This is a genomic window from Blastopirellula sp. J2-11 (assembly GCF_024584705.1).
GTDB lineage: Bacteria > Planctomycetota > Planctomycetia > Pirellulales > Pirellulaceae > Blastopirellula.
On record NZ_CP097384.1, the window covers coordinates 906,534 to 931,702 of the forward strand.

Below are 25,169 nucleotides of genomic sequence, written 5' to 3' on the forward strand. Positions count from 1 at the left end.
CTCTCTTCGCGCCTGCCTGAATCCCCCCAGATGGGATTATTTGGCGCGATTTCGACATTTTCCGCCAATATCGGCCCCGGTCTGCGGCTCTTACCTGTGGTTCATCGCGACGATCCAACAAGACAGAACGAGCCTTTGAGCAAGGACAACTCGGCGTTCGAAGCGGCGCCGCTGGATGCTGCCGCCGTCGAAACGTACTACTGCGAACATGCGGATCGCCTGCAACGCTTTGTTTGGGGCGTGGTGCGTGACGCGCCGACAGCGGCGGATGTTGTCCACACGACCTTTGTCAAATTCGCCGCGTTGGGCGGTTCGGTAGAGCCAGCTGCTCGCAAAAGCTGGCTCTACCAAGTCGCCTATCGCGAGGCCTTGTCGATCCGCCGCCGCTTGGCCGTGGGGCGCAAAGTCGACAAACGACTGCAGTGGTTGCACGCCGGCTGGGACTCGGCGGCGCCCGATACCGAACTGGTTCGCGGTGAATTGATCGACCAGGTTCGCCAGGGGATCGACCGCTTGCCGGAAGAGTTGAAACAAATCGTTCACTTGCGAATTTACGAAGAACAAACTTTTGCCGAAATCGCGGAGACGTTGCAAATACCGCTGGGGACCGCGTTGGGCCGGATGCGAAATGCGCTCGCGAAATTAAAAATGGCCCTCACCAAACTCGATCAACAAACCAAACGCGAAAACTGACCGCCAGTCTTATGAGCCAATTCTCGGAACAAGCTGATTTTGATCTCACCGCCGTGCGGTATCTCTCTGGCGAGCTTTCGCCAGCCGAGACCACCGCGTTTGAGATGCTGTTGGCCGATGACGTCTCGGCGTGTGAACGTCTAGCCGATGTCGTCGAGTTGACCGCAGCGATGATGACCGCCCCCAGTGCGCCGGATGCGCGGCCGACGCGGGGCGGTCTCGCTACTACGACATCCTCTCGTCGCTCGATTTCGCTCGGACCAGCGGCTTTAGCCGCGTCGATCGTGTTGGCGATCTTGGGCGGATTGGCGGCGTTGGCGCCTTGGAATGAAGACGCCGACACCCGACTGGCGCAGTCCTGGATTGATTCTTCCGACGCCGTCGACGAAGCGCTTGCGGTTGAAAATCTGCTAGTTGCCGAACAATCGCTGACGCCGCAATTAAATGCGTTGCAGTGGGATGGCGAGGATGAGGCCGGCTGGAATGCTCCTCCCGCTTGGATGCTGGCCGCCGTCGCATTGGAACAAGAAGACGATCTCGATCGCGAAGCGACGACTGAAGAGGTGCAGCAGTGATCTTTGCAGCAGTGATAACTATCGCAAATCGCTTCCTTTTGTTGACGTTGGTCGTCTGTCTATTGGCTTCGACCGCCGTGGCGCAAAAGCCGGGTAAAACCAAAGCGAAAGCCGTCGCCCAAAACGGGGTTTCACTCGAAACGAAGCCGGCCGAAAAGAAAGCCAGCAAAAAGAAAGAAGCTGCCGAAGACTCGGTCAGTGAGAGCGAGAAATCGCGCCGCGAAGATTGGGCCTACGCGCTGGTTCGTAAGCACCATCCAGAGCTCGCATCGCTGTTGCGATCGCTGAAGCGTCTGAAGCCGCGCCAATACGAAAGCGCGATTCGTGAGCTCTCACGCGTCAGCGAAAAGCTGCATCAAATCGAACAACGCCAACCAGAGCGGTACGAACTGGAACTCGCGGTTTGGAAATCCAAGTCGCGGATTCAGCTGCTAACCGCTCAGTTGCAGATGTCGCCGGACGACGAAGAACTACGGGACCGACTGCGCCAGGTGATCTCCCAGCAGATTGTTTCGCAGCGTCAATTGCTGGAGTTTGAAAAAGACCGCGTTTCGCAGCGGATCGAGTTTCTCAACGCCCAGTTGGAACGGATGGACGGAGATGTGGCGACCATGGTCGAACAGCGTCTGCGGGCCATCGATCCTGCCGTGAAGCGAGCGCCTCGTTCACGCAATGCGACCTCAGCGTCGCAGAATACGCCGAAAGAATAATCGATGCACGCCTTTCTGACTTATGCCGGTTCGACCGAATCGAACAAGGAGTTTTCGATGACGCACCGTTTGCTCGCCCCCTGGGGGATGTTGCCCCTGGGGATGTTGCTGGTCGCTGGGTTCTGTTGCTTCACCGTGACCAGCCTCAGCGGCGCCGATCTGCCGACGCTCGATCAGCGTTTTGCTGACGAAGCGATTGACGAGGTCCCCAACTTTCAGCGTCATGTGATTCCGCTCATGAGCCGCTTGGGCTGCAACGGCCGCTCTTGCCATGGTTCGTTTCAAGGCCGCGGCGGCTTCCAGTTGTCTCTCTTCGGTTACGACTTTCAAGCCGATCATGACGCGATGACCAAAGGGGAGGAGCCCCGGGTCAACGTCGACGCGATCGACGAAAGCTTGATTATCGCCAAGCCGACCGACGAGTTCGCCCATGAAGGAGGGGAACGCTACAAGCTAGGGAGCTGGGAGCATCGCGTCTTCAAAAATTGGATCGCCGCCGGCGCCAAGTTTGACAAAGACGAAGTCGCCAAGCTGGAACGCCTGGAAGTGACTCCGGCCGAAGTGCTGTTTGGCGTCGACCCCGAAAACGTACAACTGAAAGCGGTCGCCGTGTGGGCCGATGGTTCGCGTGAAGATGTCACGCCGCTCTGCCGTTACACGACCAATGACGGCGAAATCGCCGCGGTCGACGGCGACGGCGTGATCAGCGCCGGTGAAAAAGGGGACACGCATGTCATTGTCGCCTACGACAAAGCGGTGATCTCGGTGCCGGTTTTGCGACCCCTGACCGATTTGGTGGGCGCCAAGTATCCGGATATCGCCACGACGACCAAAATTGATGAGCTGGTCGTCGGCAAACTTCGCAAGCTGGGGATCACGCCTTCGCCGGTCGCCGCAGACGAAGAATTCCTGCGTCGGGTCAATCTCGACATCGCCGGCACGTTGCCGACGCCGGATGAAGTTCGCGCGTTCGTCGCCGACAAAGATCCCAGCAAACGCCAGGCGAAGATCAACGAATTGCTCGATACGACCGCCTATGTCGCCAAATGGACGACGCTGTTGTGCGATATCACCGGCAACAACGATCAGCAGTTGAACAACGTTTCGCCGGTCCGGCTGGGACCGAGCCAGGAATGGTACGACTGGATCTATCGCCGTGTTGAACAAAACATGCCGTACGACGAACTGGCGACCGGCATCATCATGGCTCGCAGCCGCGAGCCGGGCGATTCGTACCGTGAGTATTGCGAAGAGATGAGCGATCTCTATCGCAAGAACGAATCGTTCGCCGATCGCGACACGTTGACCCACTATTGGGCGCGGCTCAATTTCCGTACGCCGGAAGATCGCGCCATCGGTTTCGCCTATACTTTCATGGGGATTCGGATTCAGTGCGCTCAATGCCATAAGCATCCGTTTGACGTCTGGTCAAAACAAGACTTTGACGACTTTAAAACCTTCTTCGCCCAAGCTCGCTTCACGCGTCAACCGCGACGCAACGACGCTTCGTTTGAAGAATACACGGCGCTCCTCAAAGAGCTGGACGTTACCGGAAAGAACGGCGGCGAGGTACGCCGCAATATCGCCAAGAAACTGCAGCAAGGGAGCACGGTTCCCTTTCCCGAAGTCGAATTGCTCCCCACGGCCGCTATCTTCCGCCAGCCTAAACGCGGCAAGCGAAATAAAGACATGCCGAAGCCTGACATGATGGCCAACATCCTGGGCGAGACCGAAGTTGACTTGTCGAAGGTGGAAGATATTCGCGCGCCGCTGATGAAATGGCTCGGCGGCGAAACGAATCCCTATTTCGCCAAAGCGATCGTGAATCGCGTTTGGGCCGCTTACTTCAATGTGGGGATTGTGGATCCGGTCGATGACCTGAGCCTGGGCAATCCGCCGTCGAATGGTCCGCTGCTCGATTATCTGGCCGCCGGCTTTATCAAAAACGGTTACGACATGAAGTGGCTCCATCGCGAGATCACCTCCAGCGACACCTACCAGCGAACCTGGTTGCCCAACGACACGAATCGAATGGACTTCCGCAACTTCAGCCGCGCGATTCCACGTCGTCTGCCGGCTGAAGTCGCTTACGACATCGTGACCCAAGCGACGACCAACGACAAAACGTTAGAGAACTATGCGGCGACCCTCGAAGATCGCGCCATGTCGATCCCCGGCACATCGCCGCAAGGCAAGTCGCGTAACGCCCAGTATGCGTTGCAAGTCTTCGGTCGTTCGACACGCGAGAGCAACTGCGAATGTGACCGCTCGATGGAAGCGAGTCTGCTGCAGACCGTTTATCTGCAAAACGATTCGGAAGTGTTGAAGCGTCTGACCGATAACGGCGGCTGGATCGCCGAATTATCGAAGCAGATCAACGGCAATCCGGATGTCGACAAACAACTGGAGCGTCGCGTCGAGCAAGGACGCGAACTGATCAGCAACGGCCAGAAAAAGTTGGCGCGGATGCGTCAGAGCAACGCCAAGCCCGAGGCGATCCGACAGGCCGCCAAAAAATTGGCCGCGGCTCGCTCGCGGTTAGAAACGCTGGAACGACAGCTTCGTCGACAGAAACTTCCCTCCGCCGAAAAGTCGACGCCGACCGATATTCATTCGCTGGTGGAAGAAGCCTATTTGCGCACGCTCAGCCGTTGGCCCGATCAGGAAGAGCAGACGCTCGCCCAGCGCCACTTCCAAGAAGTCGGCGATCCGGTCGACAGCATTCGCGATTTGATGTGGGCGTTGGTCAACACCAAAGAGTTCATCGTTAATCACTAATTGAATACACGCTTCCCTCCGGCGCCGACAGCGCTGCGATCATTTTTACGGAGACTTGGGATATGGCGATTCACCGAACTTGTGACGGAATGCGGCGCCGCGACGTGATGAAAATTGGTCTGATGGGCGGAGTAGGACTCAGCCTTTCGGGCTATCTGCAACTCTCCAGCGCCGGCGAAGTCGCCGATAAGAACGCCAAAGCGGGCATTTTTATCGACCTGACCGGCGGACCGACGCATCTCGATACGTTTGACTTGAAGCCAGATGCGGCGAGTGAGTTCCGCGGTGATTTTAAGCCGATCGAAACCAACGTTCCCGGCATGCTGATCAGTGAACATCTGCCGAAGCTGGCCAAGCAAGCCGACAAATTTTGCATCCTGCGAGGCGTGTCGCACACGTTGGCCGCGCATCGACTTGGTTCGGAATACGTCAATACCGGTACGCGGCCGATCGCGTCGCTCACCTATCCCGCCTACGGTTCGGTCGTCGCCAAAGAACTGACGGCGCCGGTTGATTTGCCGCCGAATGTCGCGATTCCCCGCGGCTCGCATTCGTCGGGCTTCCTCGGCGTCAAATATGCGTCGCTCAACACGAATTCGACGCCAAAGGCAGGCGCACCGTACGCGGTGCGCGGCGTCAGTTTGAGCGGCGGACTAACCATCGAAGAGGTGAACCGGCGACAAGATTTGCTCACGTCGCTCGATCGCAAGTTCCGCGGCTATGAGTCAGACGATCAGTTGCTGGAAGGTCTCGATCAGTTCAGCCAACAAGCGCATGCGATCATCACCTCGAAGAAGGCTCGCGAAGCGTTTGACGTGAGTAAAGAATCGCCAGCCTTCGCCAAAGCGTTTGAAGCGGACAGCTTCAGCATGAGCTGCTTGCTGGCGATTCGCCTGGTCGAAGCTGGGGTTCGTTTCGTCACCATCACCAACGGCGGTTGGGACACGCATGTCGACGGCTTCACGCGCTTGAAAGAGAAGCAACTGCCGCCGCTCGACAATGGCCTTGCCGCGCTGTACGGCGGCTTGGCCGAGCGGGGATTGCTCGATCAAACGGCGGTCTTTGTGACCGGCGAATTTGGCCGTACGCCGAAGATCAACGCCAACGGCGGTCGCGACCACTATCCGCGTTGCATGACCATGCTGATGGCCGGCGGCGGAGTTCGCGGCGGTCAGGTGATCGGCGCCAGCGATGAAAAAGGGGCGGCGCCTGCTGACGGACATGGCATCCGTCCCGATGACGTCGCCGCGTCGTTCTATCACGCGCTCGGCATCGATCACGCCAAAGAGTATCACACCAGCAGCGGTCGTCCGATCACGCTGGTTCGCGATGGCAATGTGATTGAAAAGTTGTTTGCTTAAGATTCGCTTAACCATGCCTGGCGTGCTCTGAATTCGACAACGCGTCGAGCGAGTCGCTCGGTTTCTTTTCTTAGGTGGAGACCCCCCGATGAAGAATGTTGTTCGTCAGCTGTTGATTTTGACTTTTGTCGCTTTGATCGCGTTGCCGGTGATGGCCGCCGATAAGCCCGAGAAAAAAGCGAAGAAGGCCAAAGGCGCCGCCAACGCCGGCGTGTTCGCTGTGCTAAAGAAGGTCGAACTGACCGACAGTCAGAAAGAGCAAGTCGCCGCGCTGAAGAAGGAATTTGGCGACAAACTGGCCGAAGCCAATAAAGCGGTTGGACTGACCGATGATCAAAAAGCGGCGCGCAAGACCGCGATGCAGGAAGTCAAAGACAAAGGCCTGAAAGGCAAAGACGCGCGTGAGTTTGTCAGCGGCAAGGTCAACCTTTCGAGCCAGCAGCAAGCAGCGCAAAAGGAACTCGCTTCCTTAACCGCCGTCGTCCGCACCAAGCTGATCGGAATTTTGACGCCCGAGCAAAAAGAAGCCGCCGGCATCAAAGAGAAGCCCGCCAAGAAGAAAAAAGTCGCGAAGTAAGCTGCGCTTGGCTTGCTGTACATCCACAGAAAACGCCGACGGTTTATCATCCGTCGGCGTTTTTGTTATCTTTGCTCGTCACAGCCAAAAGCTTATTCTTCCAGCTCCATGATCTCCACCTTGCGAAACTCGCAAGGATGGCTTTCTGATTGCAGCGAGATCGTGCCGCCGCTGAGCATCAGGTCGCCATCTTTCGCCAGGCTTTTCGCGTGTGCGTCGCGAGCGTCAAGCTGCGACTTTTCGTACTCCAGGACGAGCTCGCCGTTGACGAAATGTTTGATCACGCCGTTGCCGTGCACTTCCACTTCGCAGGTGACCCACTGATCGCCGTGAAAGGTGTCGCTGCTGCTGCTAGTGCAGTGAGGCATGAACAAGTTGCCCTTCATCACAACGTTGGTCCCCGGCGTGCACAAGTTGGCGGTGGACCGTTTGGCAGTGCCGTTGCCGCCCAGCAGTTGCACTTCGATCGATGCGGGAAAGTCTTGATCTTTTCCCATCGTCTCGGGCGACTCGCCGTGGATCATGATCCCGCTATTGCGGAACGCCCAGCCGGGGCCGCCTTTGCATTGATCGCCGACAAAGCGGTATTCGACGCGCAGGCGATAGTTGGAGAAAGGCTCGTCGAAGAAAAGGTGTCCGAAAGTTTCGTTGAACTCCGGATACTTTTCGGCGTCATATCCGACCTTTAACACGCCATTTTCGACGCGAAAGGTATCGCCATAGTTGTCGCCGGCTTCGTGATAGCGAATCTTGGGCGTCCAACCTTCCAGATTTTTGCCGTTGAACAGGGGACGCCATTTGCCTTCTTCGGCTACGGCGGCGCTGGCCACCAGCAGCGTCAATCCAAGTGCGAGAGCTTTCATGTGGGTCGCTTTCTTATCGAGATGGGGGATCGGGGGTGAGTCTGAGTTTAGGCGAAAGAGATCGGAGTCGATCCAGTTCAACTATAGTCGATCCAATCGGCATCGTCTCGCCGGACGGCTGGGATCCGTCTGATCGGTCCGCTTTTCGCATGCGAGCGAGCGGTTATTGTCGACTTGATCTGCCGATATCGGCTACGGCGACGCCGGCTTTTCGGCAATCGGCGTGACATCCCGAAAATTGGCGCCTAGCCGGATCTCGTCAAAGTCGGTCGAGTAACGGCCGGCGATCGAAATCTGATCGAGACGAAAGTCGGGAGTCGGCAATCGCAACGTTGATTGAGCGTCGTCCGGCGGCTGATTCAAATCGGGGTTGATCCAGATGGTCGCTTGTTCGGCGCCGGGACGAAAGTCGATTCGGGCGACAATCAAAACCCCTTCGCCGGAAGGTTTGTCGCTGGAGCGCAAATTGAGTTCGGCGCCATCGGTGACCGCGGCAACTGACCAGTTTCCGCTGGGAGCGGTTCGCAATTTGCCGATTCTTAGTCCGGTATTGTTCTGGCCCAATTGCAAATAGGCGTACCGACCGTCGCCGCTGCTATCAAATGACTGGGTCAAAAAGCTGATCCAGAGCGAACTGCCGTCCGCACCTATCGCATCCCCATCCAGCAGGCTTGCGGGGGCTGCTGTGACATCCAACCGGCGACTCGTAATCGACTGCGGCCCGGCGCTGGTCCGCAATTGATTGCCGCTGCTGGCCAAGATGCCGCCAAAGCGGTCGGAGTAGCCGAGCATGCCAAACTGCCGCATGTCATGGGGAGTCCAAGGATGATCTGAAGGATTGGCCTCGATCAGCGAAACCAGATTGCCCGATTCGACCCACGCGCCGGAGAATCCTAAGCCGCCGTTCATTCCGTCGAGTCCACCTTCGGTCGGCCATTCATTTTCGACGACCGGAGCGTCATACGGCGCATAATCAAAACCTTCATAGGCGAACGGCGCCGATCGCCTAGTGCGGGGCAGCGAGTTGACCGAGGGTAGCATCAGTCCCCCTAAAATCGCAGCCAAGAAGATCAAGACGACAATTGTAGGAGTGAACCGATAGGCGCGAGTGGGAGGCGCTGGCGAATCAAAGCCGCCGTCAAGCTGCCGTAGATTCGGCTGCGTCGTTTCGCCTTCGATCGACGGTAACAAGCCAAGCGTCTGGATCCGTTGCCGCAAGTACGAATGTAGGAAGATGCGGCGGAACGCGTCGTCGGCCTGCTTTTCGTTTTGTTTAATCCATTCGGTCAACGCGGCTGCATCGGCGTCGCTCAGCGTTTCGCCGTCGAGGTGCGCATCGATCAGTTCCATCGCTCGCCGCGATTCCATCTTACGACGCAGTCCTTCCGAGACGCTGGTTGACGCAATCCGACAGCGCCGTCCGGACTCGCGATAATGTCACACGCACCGCCGCGGCCGACATGCCGAGCTTGGCCGCAATTTGCCGCGGCTTCATATCCTGCGCATAGCGCATCGTCAGCAATTCGCGGGAACGTCCCGTCGTCGCACCCAGACATTCGTTTAACGCTTGTTGCTCCTCGTTCATCAAGTCTTGCACGCGCGTGCAGGCTTCAACCAACGCGTCCATCGCTTCCCCGACAAAGACCAGCTTTTCCCGTTTCTTGCCGCGATAGAAATCGGCGATCTTGATCTTAGCGACCCAAAGAGCCCAAGGCAGAAATGGTCGGCTGACATCGTACTCGTCAAAGCGAATTGCGACTTCGGCGGCAACCTCTTGCAGCAGATCCTCGGCGTCGGTGAACTGCGGCGCCGAAGCAATCACAAACGCCAGGACCGAGGGCTGCGCTTTGACCCAACTGCGCGCCAGAAGCTCTCGCGACTGCGCCGGCGTCATAGCGCTAGAGGGGGGCGAATTTTCGGCGGGTTGGTTCATGGACGCAAATATGCCAATAGAGGAGTCAAAAAGCGGATCGTGTCCCCATTTCCCGCGATCACTATTTGGGGCGGCTTGGTTTCCCCAGTTGGCTGAATTGTTCAGGTTTGATGAATTTCAACGCGAAACTGCTAACGAAATGAGGGTCGCCGCGATATTCACATGTGCCAACGCTTTGGCGGTTGTCAGCCAGGGCTGCATTCGGTTTCATCATAACATAGTTTGAAGAAGGTCTATTATGCGTCGGGAATTTGGTTTTCAACTGCGCCGCGGGTTCACGCTGGTGGAGCTGTTGGTCGTGATTGCGATCATCGGCGTGTTGATTGCGCTGTTGTTGCCGGCGGTCCAGCAGGCGCGTGAAGCGGTTCGGCGGATTTCCTGCAACAACCAGATCAAGCAGCTAGGCTTGGCGCTGCACAACTATCATGACACGTTCAGCTCGATGCCGCCGGGCAACTACGGCATGAGCGCCTCTGGTAAATATGACGGCGCAAACTGGCGCGTGCTCGTCTTACCCTTTATCGAACAGTCTTCGCTGCACGATCAACTGAACTTCGCTGGGCGGTTTGAAGGGGATAATCTCACTGGCAACGAAATTCTTCGTGAGCTGATCGTGCCGGGTTTGATCTGTCCGTCCAGCGCCCTCGATCCCTTCTCGAATCCGCATGGCCGTAATGATGAAAAAGCGATGAATATCAGCTACGTCGGCATTTCGGGAGGAGCGCCTTCCGATACGCAGCCGTTGGTTGGGTATATGGACTGCGGCTACGGTTGGTTCGCGAACAATGGGATGCTGCTGACCAATCAGGCGACCAAATTACGTGACGCGACCGACGGAACGTCCAATACGATGTTGCTGGCCGAACAGTCAGGACTGATCGACAACCAAGAGCTAACCGCCAACTATCGCGGCGGTTGGCACGGAGCCAGCAGCAAGGACACCGCCGGCACGTCCACGTGCAACCAGGTTTGGTTCGCCGGAACAACAACCGTTCGCTACAACCCCAACTACGACATCATCACCCCGGGCAACAGTTATCAGTACCGGCACAACACCGTACTCAACTCGTTTCACCCCGGCGGCGTCAACATGTTGCTGACTGACGGCAGCACGCGTTTTATCTCCGATACGATCAGCCTCGAGACGCTCAAGCGTTTGGCTGTTCGCAATGATGGCGAAGTCTTCGAGGAATATTAATCGTTTTCCCCTGTCTCGATCGCGCTGCAGTCGCAAGGAACCAATCGTGAAGCCGTTCGTCGCTTTTATTTTGATTTCAACCCTACTTGCTCTCAGTGGGGGATGTGGAGAAGCGCAGCCGGAAGGAATTGTTCAGGGGGCGTTGCAGTTCCATGGCCAACCGGTCGCGGGAAATGCGCGTGTCGTCCTCATGAGCATGAAGACCGGCGCAGCCGTCGCGGCTGATCTGCACTCGGATGGAGCGTTTGCGGCCGAAAAGCGACTTCCACCGGGAGAATATGTCGCTTTTCTCGTACCGAAGTCCTATGACGAAGAGGTCCCGGAGTCGCTTGCCGGGCAACGTCGTACTCCCAAAAAGAATGAATCCACATCCGCGAAGTTGGTCCCCGGTAAATACTGGGACGAAGGAACGAGCCCTTGGCGCGTTGCGGTTGTCGCCGGGATCAATGATATTCAATTGATCGCCGAGCGATAATTGTCCCACCTGCTCACGCGATCCGTATCCGATGAAGCCTGCCTTGAAAGTTCTCTTCCTGTGACTCGAAATTTGCTGGCGACCCTGTTGTCGCTGTTGTGCGTAACTACCGCATTGGCCGCGAAGCCAGAACCGCTCCGAATTCTCTCCTACAACATTCATCATGGTGAAGGAGTCGACGGCAAGCTTGACTTGCCGCGCATCGCCGATGTAATCAAGTCGGCCGCGCCTCACCTGGTGCTGCTGCAAGAGGTGGATCGCAATACCGCTCGGACTGGAAATGTTGATCAGGCGGCCGAGTTGGGAAAGCTGACCGGCATGGAGGTCGCTTTCGGGGGAAACTTGCGATTGGGGAAAGGAGACTATGGCAATGCGATCCTGTCTCGGTTTCCCTTGCGCGAAGTGAAGAATTACTCTCTGCCTAATTTGACCAACGGCGAGACGCGCGGCGTTCTGAGCGCGACGGTGCAAGTTCCGTCGACGACCGAAGATGAAACGATCCTCATTTTGGCGACGCATCTGGATCATCGCACTGGTGAAGCCGATCGTCTGGCGTCGATCGATTTCCTGCGTCAGCTAGTTGGCGAAAGAGAGCAAGTGACGATCATCGGCGGTGACTTCAATGCGACGCTGGAGAGCGCCGTGCTGAAGAAATTTCAAGAGCATTGGGCGTTGGCGAATGTGATGGAGAAGCCGACGTTTCCGGTCGCCAAGCCGGAGCGGCAGATCGACTTTGTCGGTTATCGGCCGATGGGGCGCTTTCAAGTTGGCGCTGTTCGCGTCTTGGAAGAAGCGGTTGCTTCCGATCATCGTCCGATCTTGGTAGAGCTTCTGCCGTCGATGCGCTAGCTGCGCCGTTTTCAGGGAGGCGTCGCCAGCGCTTGTTTGACGGCGGCCAGATTGCGCTGCACCGTCTTGTTTTGAGGTTCGAGCGTGAGCGCCGCTTGTAGATGCGTTTGCGCTAGATCATAACGCCCGAGCCGTACGAATACGTCGGCCAGATTGTTATGGGCTTCGACGTATCTCGGATTCAAGTGGATCGCGGTCAGATAATGGACCACGGCGCGGTGATCGTCGCGTTGTTCCAGGCAGTTTCCCAGCAACTGATGCGCCTTCGCGTTGCGAGGATTTTTCGCTAACTCTTGCTCTAAGTATGCTTGAGCTGCGGCGCGATCTTCTTCCTGCAACGCGATGGCGGCAAGCGTGACAGGCAAGGCCGGAAGGTGGGGAGCCTTGCGATACGCGATCTGCAATTGTTCTTTGGCTTCGCCCAATCGATTGGATTCGAACAGAAACATGCCGTAGTTGAAGCGAGCGTCAACAAAGTCAGGGTTGTCCGCGATAGCGCGTTGGTAACAAAGCTCCGATAGCGTGGGGTTCGGCTGGTACGTTTCCAGAATCGACGCGTAGTTGCTTAACACGCGATGATCAAGCGGCTTCAGCTGATAGGCCTTGAAAAAGAAGGCGTAGGCCTGCGGCTGATTTTGCTGCAGAACATATTGTTTGCCGACATTCGTATAGCCGCGCCAGTTGTCCGGCGACTTACGCACGACGTCGCTCCAGAGCGACATCGGCGAATCGTAAACTTCGTTCCGCAGCGCCGTTGTGACGCCGAGCGAAAGGAGGATCACCGCGGCCGCGGCGCCGGCGATCTTCGTCTGTTGCAGCGGCGGCGCAAATCGAACAATCAACTCGTATCCGCCGACCACCGCCAGCACCGCTAAAGAGAGGAGCGGAAGATACATGCGATGCTCAAACGCGAGATCGATGATCGGTGCAAAGCTCGAGGAAGGAGCCAAGATCACAAAGAACCAGCCGCCGAGAAAACCAAGCGCTGGGGCTTTCCAGATCGACCAGATCACGAGGATCAGCAAGACCAGCATCACGAGATCGGCCGCATAAAGCGAGTAGAGATTGTCCGACGCCGCCCAACCATAGTCGATGTTTTGTCCTTGGGGCCAAAACGCCAAGCGGATGTAATGCAAGATCACGGGGCCTTGATTCATCGCATAGACTAGCGGCGACATATGGTCGTGAAACAAAGAACCTCGTTTCGAGATCCAACTCCACTGCGCAGCGATGAAGCCAATTAACGCGCCAATCACGAGCAAATAGCAGGCATAATAGCCCCGCCGTTTGCGCCATAATTCGCGCCAACTTTCGGCAAGAAAAACGCGGTCATACCACAGCACCATGATCGGCGCAGCGACCATCACTTCTTTGGTTCCCATGCCGAGCATGCAGCAGCCGAGCGACGCGATCAACCAGCTTCGTTGGCCGCTGTCAACGCCGCGGATGAAGCAAGCCAGCGTCAACAAAAAGAAGAGCCCCATCAGCGACTCATAACGCTGTACGATGTAAGTCACGCTCTGCGTTTGCAGTGGATGCAAGGTCCAAATGAGCGCGATCACGCCGGCCAGGGGAATCGCCGCCGGCCCGTATCGCGCTGCAAGTCGCGGCGACTGAAAGGTTCGCCAGAGCAGCCAATAGAGGAGGGTCGCAGCGCTGAGATGAATCACAAGATTCACCAGGTGATAGCCGAACGTGTTGACGCCGCCGGCCAAGTAGTTCAGGCCAAAAGTCGCGGCGCCGACGGTTCGCGGACCTGGTCGCACCCAGGCGGCGAGCGGAGCGTTCGCCATTCTGCTCGCGCCGACGATCATCATGTCGTCATCAAAGACCAGCGCGCCACGAAAACTGTTGGCGTAGAAGATAACGCCCAGGACAAGAATCAGCCCGATCCAGAAACGATGCAAGCGATACAGCGGCGGCGAATGAGCGTGACTGGGGGGCATTCAGCGATCTAACGGACGGCGGCCAGCGAGTATCGAAACCGTTTAGTTTCGTCCCCGAGCGTTCAGATCTTATGAAGAAACTGTAAAGAGCGGCGGCGTTTCAAAGCGTCGGACCGACCAGCCACGGCACAAATTCTTCTTCGCCGATTCCGAGTGCTTCACTTTTTGTCGGCTTGCCGCTGGCGACCGCCAAGATTTCTTCAAAGATCTTCGCGCCCATCGCATCGACCGAGACGCCATGTAGGACTTCGCCTGCGTTGATGTCCATGTCGTCCACCATCCGTTCGTACATCGGCGTATTGGTGGCGATCTTGATCGACGGTGTTGGCTTGCAGCCAAAACAACTGCCGCGACCCGTCGTGAAGACCACCACGTTCGCTCCTCCGGCGACCATGCCGGTGACGCTGGCCGGATCGTAGCCCGGCGTATCCATCACCATCAACCCGCGTGCGGTTGGCGCCTCGGCGTATTGCAGTACGTCGACCAGTGCGGTTCCGCCGGCTTTGGCGACGGCGCCCAGCGACTTTTCAGCGATCGTGGTCAGACCCCCTTCTTTGTTGCCGGGAGACGGATTGTTGTCGAGTTGCGCCCCAAACATCCCGACGTAACGTTTCCACCATTCGATCCGCTCGATCAATTTGTCGGCGACGGCGACGTTGATCGCGCGGCGCGTCAGCAGATGCTCGGCGCCAAAAATCTCAGGCGTCTCGGCCAGCAGCGAAATTCCCCCCGCAGCGACAATCCGATCGGCCGCGGCGCCGACCGCCGGATTGGCGGTGACGCCCGAGTAAGCGTCGCTGCCGCCGCATTCGGTCGCCAAGACGATTTCACTGGCCGCAATCGGCTGCCGGCGAACATCGTTGACGCGCGGCAGCATTTCGACCAGCCGAGCGACGCCTGCTTCGATCGTTTTGGCGGTTCCTCCTTGATCTTGCATCGAAAGGATCAGGGGAGCGCCCGTCGGCTGATCGGCCGAACTGTCAAGTTGGACCAACCGCTCTTGCTGCACCAAGTAGCCCATCGCGCCGGTTTCGCAGCCCAGTCCGATCAGCAGATAGCCGCCGATGTTGGGGTGCCGCGCGATGCCGGCCATCACGCGATTGAGCGTCGTATGCGCGTCACCGCCAAACTGCATGCCGCAACCGCTTTGATGCGTGAATGGGATGACCCCGTCGATATTCGGAAAATCGGCCAATCGCCGCGGATCAAACGCATGCGCGACATACTTGGCGACGCTGGCCGAGCAATTGACCGTCGAAATCACCGCAATGTAGTTGCGCGTTCCCGCTCGTCCGTCGGCCCGCAGGTATCCATCGAAGGTTCGCCCGGTGATCGGCGCCGGCGGCGCAGGGGGTTCGCTTGCCGAAGCGTAATCAAGATGCAACTCGCCCAGATGCAAATTGTGGCTGTGGACATGCTCGCCGGGCGAAATGACGCGGGTCGCATAGCCGATTACTTGGCCATATTTATGGACCGGCTCGTCTGCTGCAATCGAAGTGAGAGCGATCTTGTGACCAAAACGAACCTCGGCGGCGGCCTTGATTGTGCGACTGCCGCCTGAGAAATCCTCGCCGCGAGCCAGTGTTTTGGCCGCCACAGCGACGTTGTCAGCCGCATGAAGTTGGATAACGCTAGGTGGGGCAGGGGGCATAATACGGGCTCGGATAGGCGTAAATCGAGTGGTGCAAGAAGCTTACAGCTGATGACGGCTGTCGGCAATCATTCCCGTGGGCCGCGCCGTGATCCCTTTGACACGTCGGGCGAAGCTCCCTAAAATGATCCGTTTACTCTGAGGCGATCGGGGCCGATTGTAGTTATTGCTCCCGAGCAGCAGGGATCCACCGGCCGCCCTTCTCAACCTACAGCGAAGTCGCCATGGCAGTACCAAAGCGTAAACAGTCTAATTCTCGTACCGGAATGCGTCGTTCGCACGATGCGCTGAAACCCCGGGAACTGCAATCCTGCTCGAATTGCGGGATCGCTCTGCCGACTCATGTGGTTTGCCCGAATTGCGGCACCTACATGAAGCGGGTCATCATCAAAGACGAACAGGCCGCCGAGTAGTCAGCTCACGCGTCGCGCGTGCGCTGCATTAGCGCGACCACGAGAAGGGGAATCGCGTGAGCAAGATCGCGTTTCTGTTCCCTGGTCAGGGAGCTCAATACGTCGGCATGGGTAAGCAACTCGCCGCTTCGAGTCCGAAGGCGGCCGAGTTGTTCCAGCGCGCAGCCGAGATCCTCGGTTACGACCTGGGTGAACTCTGCTTTAACGGTCCAGCCGCACGGCTTGATTCGACCGTGTTCAGTCAGCCTGCGCTGTTTGTCACCAGCATCGCCGCGCTCGAATCGATGCGCGAAGAAAACCCGGACGCACTTTTATCGTGCGAAGGGACCGCCGGGCTGAGCCTGGGCGAATACACCGCAATGGTCTTTGCCGGCGTTATGCAGTTTGAAGACGCACTGAGGGTCGTCCAGATCCGGGGCGCCGCAATGCAAGAAGCGGCCGACGCCGTTCCGAGCGGCATGGTTAGCGTCTTGGGATTGGATCGCGATCAAGTCTCGGCCGTTTGTGCGGAAGCGCGCGAAAACGAGATTCTCGAAATCGCCAATCTGCTTTGTCCGGGAAATATTGTCGTTTCCGGCTCCAACGATGCTTGTGAGCGTGTTCCGGTGATTGCCGAAAAAGCAGGCGCGATGAAAGTGATGCCGCTGGCGGTAGCCGGTGCGTTTCATACCCAAATCATGCAGCCGGCGGTCGAAAAGCTGACCGCCGCACTTGCCGACGTCCCGATGTCGGCGCCGCGGATACCGGTCGTATCGAACGTCGACGCGGTCCCGCACAGTGATCCCGAAGAAATTCGACAACTGCTGATTCAGCAGGTTTGCTCCCCGGTTCGCTGGGAAGATTCGATGCGTTATCTGCTGGCGGCTGATTTTTATGAGTTTTTTGAAATCGGCGCCGGTCGCGTCCTACGCGGACTGATGAAGCGGATCGATCGTAAAGCGGAATTCCATAATATTACGGCCTAATGCCAAGCGCCGTTCAGCCATTTACTACGTTAGGTGATTTTGATGAGCGACAATTCCCACACCGCATTGCCGGTCGATTTGAACGGACTTACCGCAATCGTCACGGGCGCTTCGCAAGGGATCGGCAAATCGATTGCGATTGCGATGGCTTCGCGTGGGGCCAAAGTCGCCGTCGTTGCTCGTAACGCCGAAAAGCTGGCTGAAACCGTCGCAATCATCGAAGCCGCCGGCGGAGTCGCCCAAGCGTATAGCTGTGACGTGACGAAGCGGGAAAGCGTCGAAGCGGTCGTTGACGGGGTGATAGAGAAGTGGGAGAAGCTGGATGTGCTGGTCAACAACGCCGGCGTTACCCGCGATAACCTGCTGCCGGTCATGTCGGACGATGAGTGGGACAACGTCATCGAAACGAATCTTCGCGGCATGTTCCTATTTACGCGAGCCGCCTCGAAGCAGATGATGCGAGCCCGTTTTGGCCGTATTATTAATATGAGCAGCGTTTCGGGGCTGATGGGAAACCCGGGACAGACCAACTATTCGGCGTCAAAGGCGGGTATGATCGGGTTCACACGCAGCCTGGCTCGCGAGTTGGGCAAACGCAAGGTCACGGTCAATGCGATCTGCCCCGGCTTTATCGAAAGCGACATGACCAAGGCCCTGGGCCCGGCGGTGATGGACGAGGTAAAGAAGCGGATTCCGGCTCAACGAATGGGAAAGCCCGAGGAGATCGCCGACGGCGTTCTGTTCCTTGCGAGCCCCCAAGCTGCCTATATTACCGGGCAAGTTCTGACAATCGATGGGGGAATGACCGGTTAATTGGTCACCCCTGATCGACGAAACTTGCTGACCTGAATACATTTAAGACTAGTGTCACGCAAGTCCATCGGATCGAAACGAATTGCCGCGGTGCAGGTCTCTTCCACCTTGACCTGTCTTGCAGAATTCCTCTATCTTGTTGGACTTGAATTTTTAACGCTTGCACAATTTACATACTGTAAATAAGCCAGGTTCCTTGGTTTCTTGCGGAGGGCTTCACGCCGTGTCGGTACAAGAACGCGTATTTGAGATCGTCGCCAGCCAATTGGGCGTCGACCAAGACAAAATCACGATGGAGAGCTCGTTCGTCAACGATCTCGGCGCCGATTCGCTCGATACGGTCGAGTTGGTGATGGAATTGGAAGAAGAGTTCGACATCGATATTCCCGAAGACGCCGCTGACAAGATCGAAACGGTCGGCCAGGCGATCAAGTTTATCGAAGAAGCAAAGAATTCGTAATTTCGTCGGCCTTCGGAAGAGTTCAAGGGAATGAAGCGACGAGTCGTCGTTACTGGATTGGGGATCGTTACCTCGCTCAGTCAACGTCTAGATGATTTCTGGACGAAGCTGACGGCGGGGGAGAGCGGCATTCATGAATTGAAGCTGTTCGATACCTCTAAATTCAAAGTCAACTTCGGTGGGGATGTCCATGATTGGCGCCCGACCGAATACTTTGATTCGAAGGAGCTCAACCGCATCGACCGTTTTACGCAATTTGCGATGGTCGGCGCGGTCGATGCGATTAACGATTCCAGAATCGATTTTTCGAATTATGACTCGTTCCGTTGCGGAGTAATTCTCGGTTCCGGAATCGGCGGTTTGCAAACGATCGAAGATCAAGTCGAACGTTTGTTGATGAAGGGCCCTGATCGGGTCTCGCCGATGACGATTCCGAAGCTGATGCTCAACGCGGCCGGCGGTAATATCTCGATTCGATATGGGCTGCGCGGACCCAACTTCACTGTTGCGACCGCCTGCGCCAGCGCTACCAACGCCATCGGCGACGCGATGAAGGCGATTCAATACGATGAAGCCGACGTCATGGTCACCGGCGGCACCGAAGCCGCAATCACGCCGATGGGCATGAGCGCCTTTGCAAACATGCGAGCTCTCTCGACCCGCAATGATGACCCGGCCAAAGCAAGTCGACCGTTCGATCTCGGTCGCGACGGCTTCGTCATGAGCGAAGGCGCAGGGATTGTCGTGCTGGAAGAATTGGAAGCCGCCAAGGCGCGCGGCGCCACCATCTACGCCGAACTAGTCGGCTATGGATGTAGCGGCGACGCCGGGCACATCACGTCGCCGGACGAAGAAGGGCGCGGAGCGTCGCGCGCGATGCAAAACGCGCTGAACGACGGCGATCTCAACCCGAACTGCGTTGATTACATCAACGCCCACGGAACCAGCACGCCGCCGGGTGATGTCGCCGAAACGAAGGCGATCAAAAACGTCTTTGGCGAGCACGCCTATCGACTGAGCGTCTCGAGCACCAAGAGCGCCCTGGGGCACTCGCTGGGCGCCTCAGGCGGCATCGAAATGATCATCTCGATCTTGGCGATGAAAACGTCGACTGTGCCGCCGACGATCAATCTGGAGGATCCCGATCCGAAGTGCGATCTCGACTACACGCCGAACGTCGCCAAAACGCGTGAGCTGAATTACGCGATGAGCAACAGTTTCGGATTCGGCGGACATAACGCTTCGGTGATTGTCGGCAAGTACAAAGAGTAGACGCCGCGAACTGAAAAGCGACAAAGACAAGGCGTCCTCTGAGGACGCCTTTTTTCGTTCTACGCTCTACTACTTTTCAACCACGCATGCGGCGCGACTGTTGCCGATCGGCATAGACCGAGACGCCGAGCAAAAATGCCTGACAAAGCCCAAAGAACAAGATCTGCGTATGGTTGATCGTGTCAAAGAAAGGAAAGTCGCGATACAGATCAGAAAACGTACGAATCGCGCCGGTTAGCACGAGGAAAGGGATCAGAACCGTCACCAACATGGTAAGCGTCAGCGCCGCGATCGTCGCCCATTTGTGGCCATGAAGCCGCAGCCAGCAGAAAAAGACGACTTGCAGGTTGTATCCCAAAGCGATGGAGAACAATTGGATAAAGACGCTCCAGCGATCCGCGGCGGGGAACAGGGCGCCCCAGATTAGAAACATCGAAGATGTCATCCACATCGCCATCACCAGGTTGACCGGAATCATAAAGAAGCAGATTTGCGACGGTCGCTGCGGTTGACTGGCCCATCTCGTAAATGCGTCGAACCAGCCGAATTGACTGGCCGAAATCCGTTCTCCTGCGACAAAAGCGGCCAGGTCTTCGGCCAGCGCCGCGGCTGACGCGTAACGCTCGTTCGGATCTTTGGCGAGACAGCGGGCCACAATCACGCGTAGATCGTTGGGAACATCCGCTCGCTTCAGCGTTGATTGGATCGGCTGCTCACTGAGCAATTCGGTGATGATGTCTGAGTAAGTGGCGCCCATTCGCGGAGGTTCGCCAGAGAGCAGCTCCCAGAGCATCGCTCCCAATGCAAACATGTCCGCTTTTTCGCCAACCGCGCCCCAATGCGGCAGCAGTTGCTCAGGCGCCATGTACGTGGGCGTTCCCAGGATCCAACTCGACCGCGAATTGGTCAGCGGCGAATCGGTCAGCTTTGCCAAGCCAAAATCGGTTAATCGTGGGGTGAAATCGTCGAGACTTTCTCCCGCGGCCATTTCATCGTTGGCCGCCAACATGATGTTGCTTGGTTTGATGTCCCGATGGACGACTCCTTGAGAGTGGGCGTAGGCGACCGCACGGACGATGTCGAGCATAAGCCGAGCGACGCTTTGGCAGTCGCGCGATTGGGAGGGATGCTGTTCTATCCAAGCGGCCAGATCGGGGCCTGCACAAAACGCGGAAGCGATATACGGCGTGGGGCCCGAGAGTTCGGCGGCGTAGATCGGCACGATGCCGGGATGGTCGAGTCGAGCCGCGGCGAGCGCTTCGTCCTCAAAGCGTTGCAGTTTGTCGTAGCAAACCAGTACTTCCGGACGAGGCACTTTCAAGGCCACATCGCGTTGCAGTCGCGGGTCGGTCGCCTGAAAGACGACGCCAAACGCGCCGTGCCCTACGGTTCGTTTCACCACGTAGGGGCCGATTTGCGTTTCGCCGCGATCGATGGGCGCAGCAGACGCTGCTTCTGTTCCCCATAAGTGATCAAGCCGCTTGATCAGCTGTTGATCCTCAGGGCTTAGTTCGGCGGAAGGATCGAGTTGTGCGGCGTCGGGCGAATCCGGTTGTTCAGAGGGGACTTCGGCCACCGTTGCACAGCTCCTTTCGCAGTTGAGCGATCGCAATGGACCAGCGGTTGCGGACGGCGCGCTCGGAGATGCCAAGTTCCTGGCCGATCGCTTCGTAGGTCATGCCGTGGCGATGTCGCATCTCAATCAGGCGTCGCTGATCTTCCTGCAGTTGAGAAACTGCCTGGATCAATTCTAGATCGGTCTCTTCGCGGCGAACCATGCTGCTCGCCGTCGCTTGTTGAGGGTCCACGATTTCGTCGCTGGCTCCGCCGCTCAAGCGGCGTTCCAGACGAATATCGCGACTTTGGGCGCTTTGAAAATGGCGGCGGCTATCGACCAGATTGTGCTTCACCAGGCGTCGCAGCCAAGCTTTCAGTTCCGTCTCGCTGTTGCCGGTGAATCGATCAAAGTCACGCTGCGCTTCTAGCAGCGATCCCTGCACGATGTCGGACGGATCGATTTTGGCGGAGAGTCCGTCACCCATCCCACGCTCTGCTACCAACAGCAGGTAAGACCGCATGTGACTCCAGACGCGATTGATCGCTGTCGCATCACCCGATCGCGCATGATCAAGCAGATGCTCCCAATCAAGATCGTCGCTGGAAGCCCGAAAGTGAGCGTCCCTCATCTTGTGGTCAATGTCCTGGTAATAAGAAGGTTCTTTCCGGCAATGCCAATGTAATTCCCAGGGCCTGGGGCAACAACGCTTTAGCTCTCACTTTTTGGGACGAGAGAGGGAAAAATAGAGAGAAATTCGCTGATTTTTACCCGAGAAATAAGATCAACACGACGAAAAAAAGGATCGCAAACTTGGTTGATGCGCTCGAATTGTTGCGATAATCGAGAGCGTTGGGATCGGTTGAATTCCGATCTCTTTTCCTTTGGCCATTCGAACCCCATCCCACGCCTACGATGAAGACGCAATACTTCACCGCGACCAGTTTAGACGGCTACATCGCCGATCCCGACCATTCGTTGGAGTGGTTGTTTCAGTTCGGCGAAGAGCCCGGCGAAGAGTATGACGCATTCATCCGCGACGTCAGCGTCTTGGCGATGGGGTCAAGCACCTATGAGTGGCTCTTGCGGCACATGGCCGCGTCAGGCGACGCGTGGTTCTACGAGCAGCCGACCTGGGTGTTTACTTCGCGGACGCTCCCGAAAGTCGACGGCGCCGATATTCGCTTTGTCAGCGGCGACGTGCGGCCAGTCCATTCGCAGATGCGTGAGATCGCTGGCGAGAAAAATCTATGGGTCGTGGGCGGAGGCGAGTTGGTTGGCCAGTTTTACGACGCTGGTTTGCTGGATGATTTGTTTGTGCAGTTCGCGCCGGTCATGTTGGGAAGCGGCGCACCGTTGTTGCCTCGCAAAATTGCTTCACCGCCGTTGAAATTGGTATCGGTCCAAGCGAACAACGCAGGCTTCTTGTTGACCCACTATCAAGTGGAAAAGGATCGCCAGGCCAAGGTCTGACCTACTGCTTCGAGAGAAAAGAGCTCTACGGGAAGCGCGTGTTTCGCGACGCGGTCACTCCGGTATTTCCCAACGTGGCTCCTCCAGCGGCGCCGGGGTTGGGGTCGGGATCGGAGGTTGGCGGCAAGGCCATGCTGGGCAAAGCAGGCGTCTCCGACAGTTCTGGCGTATCGCTGGGCGGTGCGGCTGGGCTGTTGTCAGTAATGGCAGGCGTTTCGATCGCGCTGGGCGCCGGCAATGCGGGGGCAGTTGCTGCGGCGGCGGCTGCAGCCGCTTCGGCGACTTTCGCTTCTTCGGCCGCCAATTTCTCGGCTTCGGCCGCTTTGGCGCGTTCCCATTGTTTGTCGAGCATGCGGCGGAGAATCGATTGTTCGACGCGTCCTTTTCGCCGGGCCGGTGCGACGACGCGCACGACTAACTCAAGTTCGCTCGATTTGGGCATGCGAAACGTGATTCGGGGATCGACCGACAGCACGGTCAATCCTTGTTGCTTGGCCAGCAGGTCAAAGTGCTGCCGCGCTTTGGCGAGCCAAGGTTCGCATTCAATCTTGGCCGCTTCCAACAAATCTTGCTCGGTCTGTCGCCAGTCATCTTTCAGGCTGCAAGGGATCTTAAAACAGTGGAGCACATATTCCTGCGTAAAGGTCTCGTTGATGACCACCTTGTTGAGGAACATGTTGTTGGGCACGACAATCGCGCGGCCGGTCAACTGTTGCGTCATTTGATCTGGACCGATCTCCATGATCGTCGTCGTCAAAATGTTATGGTCGATGACGTCGCCGCGGATGTGTTGAAACTCGATCCTGTCTCCCAGTTTGAACGGGCGACCGACCGCTTTCATGATCGAGCCAGAAACGCATTGAATCAGTTCTTTGGTGGCGATCACCACGGCGACGGCGAATGCTAAGATCGAAATGGTGACGTGCTGGATCTGTGACGACCAAACGACGGTCATGCCGAGCAGGAACAGGAAGAGGAGCCCGTTGCGGATTTGGACCAGCCAGCGGCGACGAACGTCGCTCGGTAATTTGTCGCTGCGACGGACCGCGCGTACCAAAATGCTACGCAGGATGAGCAGCAGGAGAACGATCACGAGCGTTGCGATGCCGTTTTTGAGCAGTTCGCCGCTCGAGAAATATTCGCTGAACTGTTCCGCCTGTTGGGCCCAGTCGATTTTTTTTGCAGAAGAGTAAAGGTCCATTTACGGTCTCAATCCCCAGGTTGGGCGCCGACGCCCTAATCGGGATATTGTAGCTTTTTCGCAAGATAGGTCAGGAGGAATTCAGCCGGCCAAGGGTAACCCGTAGCTCTATTAAAGCTGGTTTAATCGGCAGATGGTGCATTTTTGATCGGAGATTTGCTCGGAAATTCACATAAGGGGATACTTTCGGACGGCTCGGCGATGACTTCGGCAAGCGTCGTACCGCCAAAAGCTTCTTCCACGCTCTTCAATGCGTTGTCCAAGCGACGGTGCAAAGGGCACAGCTTGACGCCGTGGGTCGAAAGACCCAGTGGGCAGGTCCGGATTCGTTGAATCGGATCGACCGCGTTGACGACTTCCAGGATTGTTAGCTCGTCGGGGCGCTTGATGAGCGACATTCCTCCGCCGATTCCTCGCTGCGAACGGACAACGCCGGCCTTTGCTAGCCCTTGCAGCACTTTCGAGAGATAGGCGAGAGGGACCTTCGTCCCGGTCGCAATTTCTTCGGTCGTGCAAGATTCGGGAGCGATATACGCCAAGTGGCAAACGGCGCGCAGCGCGTATTCGACAGTTTGTGAAAACATAGGTGTCCGGTCTCTGGCGGCTTAATTGGATATTGACATCCAATTAAGCGAGGCCTAAATTGAATAGTAAATCGGACATGATCGTCCAGGTATCCGATGGATCCTAATTCTAGCCAAACCTATCCATCCGGACAGGTCGAAGGTGGTCGCTATGCAACACATTGATGAACCGCGTCTCGAAGCTGATGTCGCTTATCGCTTTCAATACTTGCAAGAGTTCACCGGTTTTGGGCCGGACGATGTCGCCGCGATCCACGCCGCGGCGCCGGTGCTGGCGCCGATCGTGCCGGCGCTGGTTGACGCCGTATACGAAAAGCTGCATCAATACGACGCGACCTGGCGACACTTTATGCCGCGACAGCACGGGTACGACGGACCGATGCCCGACAATCTGGAAGACTTGGAGCTGGATCACGAACAGATCACGTTTCGCAAGCTCCATTTGAGCCGCTATCTCGAGGCGCTTGTCACGCGCACCTACGACGCCAAGATGCTGCTGTATTTGGATATGGTCGGCAAGATCCACACGCCGGACGCCGGCAATAAGGGGATCGTCGTTCCCTTGGTGCAGATGAATGCGTTGATGACGTTTGTCACCGATGCGTTGATCGCCACGATTTGCGGCTTGGGGTTGCCACGCGAGACCGAAGTTGCGACGCTCCGGGCCTTCAACAAGCTACTTTGGATCCAGATGGATCTGATCTCACGACATTACGTTCCGTCGTAATTGCTGCGCTCCCATGCAAAGAGATCGGCGGCAATACATTTTGTCGCCGATCTCTGCTATTTTTGTCGCCACCCACTTTTGGCGGTTTGCTGGGGCC

25 protein-coding genes are annotated in these 25,169 nt (G+C 57.1%); 16 read left to right on the forward strand and 9 right to left on the reverse strand.

Features of this window, described 5'->3' with window-relative positions; genetic code table 11:
• The first annotated feature begins 135 nt into the window (after nucleotides 1-135).
• The 6 genes from M4951_RS03795 to M4951_RS03820 all read left to right on the forward strand — a co-directional run bounded on the left by M4951_RS03795 (nucleotide 136) and on the right by M4951_RS03820 (nucleotide 6,694).
• Nucleotides 136-693, forward strand: coding sequence for an RNA polymerase sigma factor (locus tag M4951_RS03795; RefSeq protein ID WP_262025157.1), 558 nt, complete (start codon nucleotides 136-138; stop codon nucleotides 691-693).
• Nucleotides 694-704: 11 nt separating this feature from the next.
• Nucleotides 705-1,268, forward strand: coding sequence for a hypothetical protein (locus M4951_RS03800; RefSeq protein WP_262025158.1), 564 nt, complete (start codon nucleotides 705-707; stop codon nucleotides 1,266-1,268).
• On the forward strand, nucleotides 1,265-1,978 hold the full coding sequence (locus M4951_RS03805; protein ID WP_262025159.1) for a hypothetical protein: 714 nt from the start codon (nucleotides 1,265-1,267) through the stop codon (nucleotides 1,976-1,978). Before M4951_RS03800 ends, M4951_RS03805 begins: the two co-directional genes overlap by 4 nt.
• A 3-nt stretch (nucleotides 1,979-1,981) precedes the next feature.
• The gene (locus M4951_RS03810) at nucleotides 1,982-4,756 is read left to right on the forward strand and encodes a DUF1549 and DUF1553 domain-containing protein (protein ID WP_262025160.1); all 2,775 of its coding nucleotides are present in this window, start codon (nucleotides 1,982-1,984) and stop codon (nucleotides 4,754-4,756) included.
• Between the two features lie 62 nt (nucleotides 4,757-4,818).
• Nucleotides 4,819-6,117, forward strand: coding sequence for a DUF1501 domain-containing protein (locus M4951_RS03815; protein ID WP_262025161.1), 1,299 nt, complete (start codon nucleotides 4,819-4,821; stop codon nucleotides 6,115-6,117).
• An 88-nt stretch (nucleotides 6,118-6,205) separates the two neighbouring features.
• The gene (locus M4951_RS03820) at nucleotides 6,206-6,694 is read left to right on the forward strand and encodes a hypothetical protein (protein ID WP_262025162.1); all 489 of its coding nucleotides are present in this window, start codon (nucleotides 6,206-6,208) and stop codon (nucleotides 6,692-6,694) included.
• A 92-nt stretch (nucleotides 6,695-6,786) separates the two neighbouring features.
• Here M4951_RS03820 and M4951_RS03825 read toward each other — a convergent pair whose 3' ends face one another.
• From M4951_RS03825 to M4951_RS03835, 3 genes are all read right to left on the reverse strand, one after another.
• Complete coding sequence (locus tag M4951_RS03825; RefSeq protein ID WP_262025163.1) at nucleotides 6,787-7,557, reverse strand: DUF1080 domain-containing protein; 771 nt, start codon at nucleotides 7,555-7,557, stop codon at nucleotides 6,787-6,789.
• A gap of 192 nt (nucleotides 7,558-7,749) precedes the next feature.
• A complete protein-coding gene (locus M4951_RS03830; protein WP_262025164.1) occupies nucleotides 7,750-8,925 on the reverse strand; it encodes a hypothetical protein in 1,176 nt (391 codons plus the stop codon).
• A 1-nt stretch (nucleotide 8,926) separates the two neighbouring features.
• A complete protein-coding gene (locus M4951_RS03835) occupies nucleotides 8,927-9,490 on the reverse strand; it encodes a sigma-70 family RNA polymerase sigma factor (protein ID WP_262025165.1) in 564 nt (187 codons plus the stop codon).
• Nucleotides 9,491-9,728: 238 nt separating this feature from the next.
• On the opposite strand from M4951_RS03835, the gene M4951_RS03840 reads away from it, so the two are divergent.
• The 3 genes from M4951_RS03840 to M4951_RS03850 are packed head-to-tail and all read left to right on the forward strand — an operon-like array spanning nucleotide 9,729 to nucleotide 12,012.
• Nucleotides 9,729-10,688: a DUF1559 domain-containing protein gene (locus M4951_RS03840; protein ID WP_262025166.1), complete on the forward strand. Its 960-nt coding sequence runs from the start codon at nucleotides 9,729-9,731 to the stop codon at nucleotides 10,686-10,688.
• 46 nt (nucleotides 10,689-10,734) lie between these two features.
• Nucleotides 10,735-11,163, forward strand: coding sequence for a hypothetical protein (locus M4951_RS03845; protein WP_262025167.1), 429 nt, complete (start codon nucleotides 10,735-10,737; stop codon nucleotides 11,161-11,163).
• Between the two features lie 60 nt (nucleotides 11,164-11,223).
• Complete coding sequence (locus M4951_RS03850) at nucleotides 11,224-12,012, forward strand: endonuclease/exonuclease/phosphatase family protein (protein WP_262025168.1); 789 nt, start codon at nucleotides 11,224-11,226, stop codon at nucleotides 12,010-12,012.
• An 11-nt stretch (nucleotides 12,013-12,023) separates the two neighbouring features.
• Here the strand turns inward: M4951_RS03850 and M4951_RS03855 are convergent, their stop codons facing one another.
• Together M4951_RS03855 and M4951_RS03860 are read right to left on the reverse strand one after the other, a co-directional pair.
• Nucleotides 12,024-13,958, reverse strand: coding sequence for a tetratricopeptide repeat protein (locus M4951_RS03855; RefSeq protein ID WP_262025169.1), 1,935 nt, complete (start codon nucleotides 13,956-13,958; stop codon nucleotides 12,024-12,026).
• A gap of 100 nt (nucleotides 13,959-14,058) precedes the next feature.
• On the reverse strand, nucleotides 14,059-15,609 hold the full coding sequence (locus M4951_RS03860) for a UxaA family hydrolase (RefSeq protein ID WP_262025170.1): 1,551 nt from the start codon (nucleotides 15,607-15,609) through the stop codon (nucleotides 14,059-14,061).
• Nucleotides 15,610-15,833: 224 nt separating this feature from the next.
• On the opposite strand from M4951_RS03860, the gene rpmF reads away from it, so the two are divergent.
• The 5 genes from rpmF (at nucleotide 15,834) to fabF (ending at nucleotide 19,532) form a co-directional block, all read left to right on the forward strand.
• Entirely contained in the window at nucleotides 15,834-16,022 is a 189-nt protein-coding gene (gene rpmF, locus M4951_RS03865) for a 50S ribosomal protein L32 (protein WP_262025171.1), read from the forward strand.
• Between the two features lie 56 nt (nucleotides 16,023-16,078).
• Nucleotides 16,079-16,987, forward strand: a complete 909-nt coding sequence (fabD, locus tag M4951_RS03870) for an ACP S-malonyltransferase (protein WP_262025172.1) — start codon at nucleotides 16,079-16,081, stop codon at nucleotides 16,985-16,987.
• A 42-nt stretch (nucleotides 16,988-17,029) separates the two neighbouring features.
• Nucleotides 17,030-17,800, forward strand: a complete 771-nt coding sequence (fabG, locus tag M4951_RS03875; protein WP_262025173.1) for a 3-oxoacyl-[acyl-carrier-protein] reductase — start codon at nucleotides 17,030-17,032, stop codon at nucleotides 17,798-17,800.
• Between the two features lie 223 nt (nucleotides 17,801-18,023).
• Entirely contained in the window at nucleotides 18,024-18,260 is a 237-nt protein-coding gene (locus tag M4951_RS03880) for an acyl carrier protein (RefSeq protein WP_002651224.1), read from the forward strand.
• A gap of 30 nt (nucleotides 18,261-18,290) precedes the next feature.
• Nucleotides 18,291-19,532, forward strand: a complete 1,242-nt coding sequence (gene fabF, locus M4951_RS03885) for a beta-ketoacyl-ACP synthase II (protein ID WP_262025174.1) — start codon at nucleotides 18,291-18,293, stop codon at nucleotides 19,530-19,532.
• 76 nt (nucleotides 19,533-19,608) lie between these two features.
• Here the strand turns inward: fabF and M4951_RS03890 are convergent, their stop codons facing one another.
• Complete coding sequence (locus M4951_RS03890; protein ID WP_262025175.1) at nucleotides 19,609-21,108, reverse strand: serine/threonine-protein kinase; 1,500 nt, start codon at nucleotides 21,106-21,108, stop codon at nucleotides 19,609-19,611.
• Entirely contained in the window at nucleotides 21,089-21,718 is a 630-nt protein-coding gene (locus tag M4951_RS03895; RefSeq protein WP_262025176.1) for a sigma-70 family RNA polymerase sigma factor, read from the reverse strand. Before M4951_RS03895 ends, M4951_RS03890 begins: the two co-directional genes overlap by 20 nt.
• 284 nt (nucleotides 21,719-22,002) lie before the next feature.
• On the opposite strand from M4951_RS03895, the gene M4951_RS03900 reads away from it, so the two are divergent.
• Nucleotides 22,003-22,560 (forward strand): dihydrofolate reductase family protein, encoded by a 558-nt coding sequence (locus M4951_RS03900; protein WP_262025177.1) that lies wholly within the window; start codon nucleotides 22,003-22,005, stop codon nucleotides 22,558-22,560.
• Nucleotides 22,561-22,585: 25 nt separating this feature from the next.
• Here the strand turns inward: M4951_RS03900 and M4951_RS03905 are convergent, their stop codons facing one another.
• Together M4951_RS03905 and M4951_RS03910 are read right to left on the reverse strand one after the other, a co-directional pair.
• Nucleotides 22,586-23,761, reverse strand: coding sequence for a mechanosensitive ion channel family protein (locus M4951_RS03905; protein WP_262025178.1), 1,176 nt, complete (start codon nucleotides 23,759-23,761; stop codon nucleotides 22,586-22,588).
• A gap of 122 nt (nucleotides 23,762-23,883) precedes the next feature.
• Nucleotides 23,884-24,345, reverse strand: coding sequence for an RrF2 family transcriptional regulator (locus M4951_RS03910; protein WP_262025179.1), 462 nt, complete (start codon nucleotides 24,343-24,345; stop codon nucleotides 23,884-23,886).
• A 151-nt stretch (nucleotides 24,346-24,496) separates the two neighbouring features.
• Here M4951_RS03910 and M4951_RS03915 point away from each other — a divergent pair, with 151 nt between their 5' ends.
• On the forward strand, nucleotides 24,497-25,072 hold the full coding sequence (locus tag M4951_RS03915; protein ID WP_262025180.1) for a protoglobin family protein: 576 nt from the start codon (nucleotides 24,497-24,499) through the stop codon (nucleotides 25,070-25,072).
• Nucleotides 25,073-25,169: the final 97 nt, after the last annotated feature.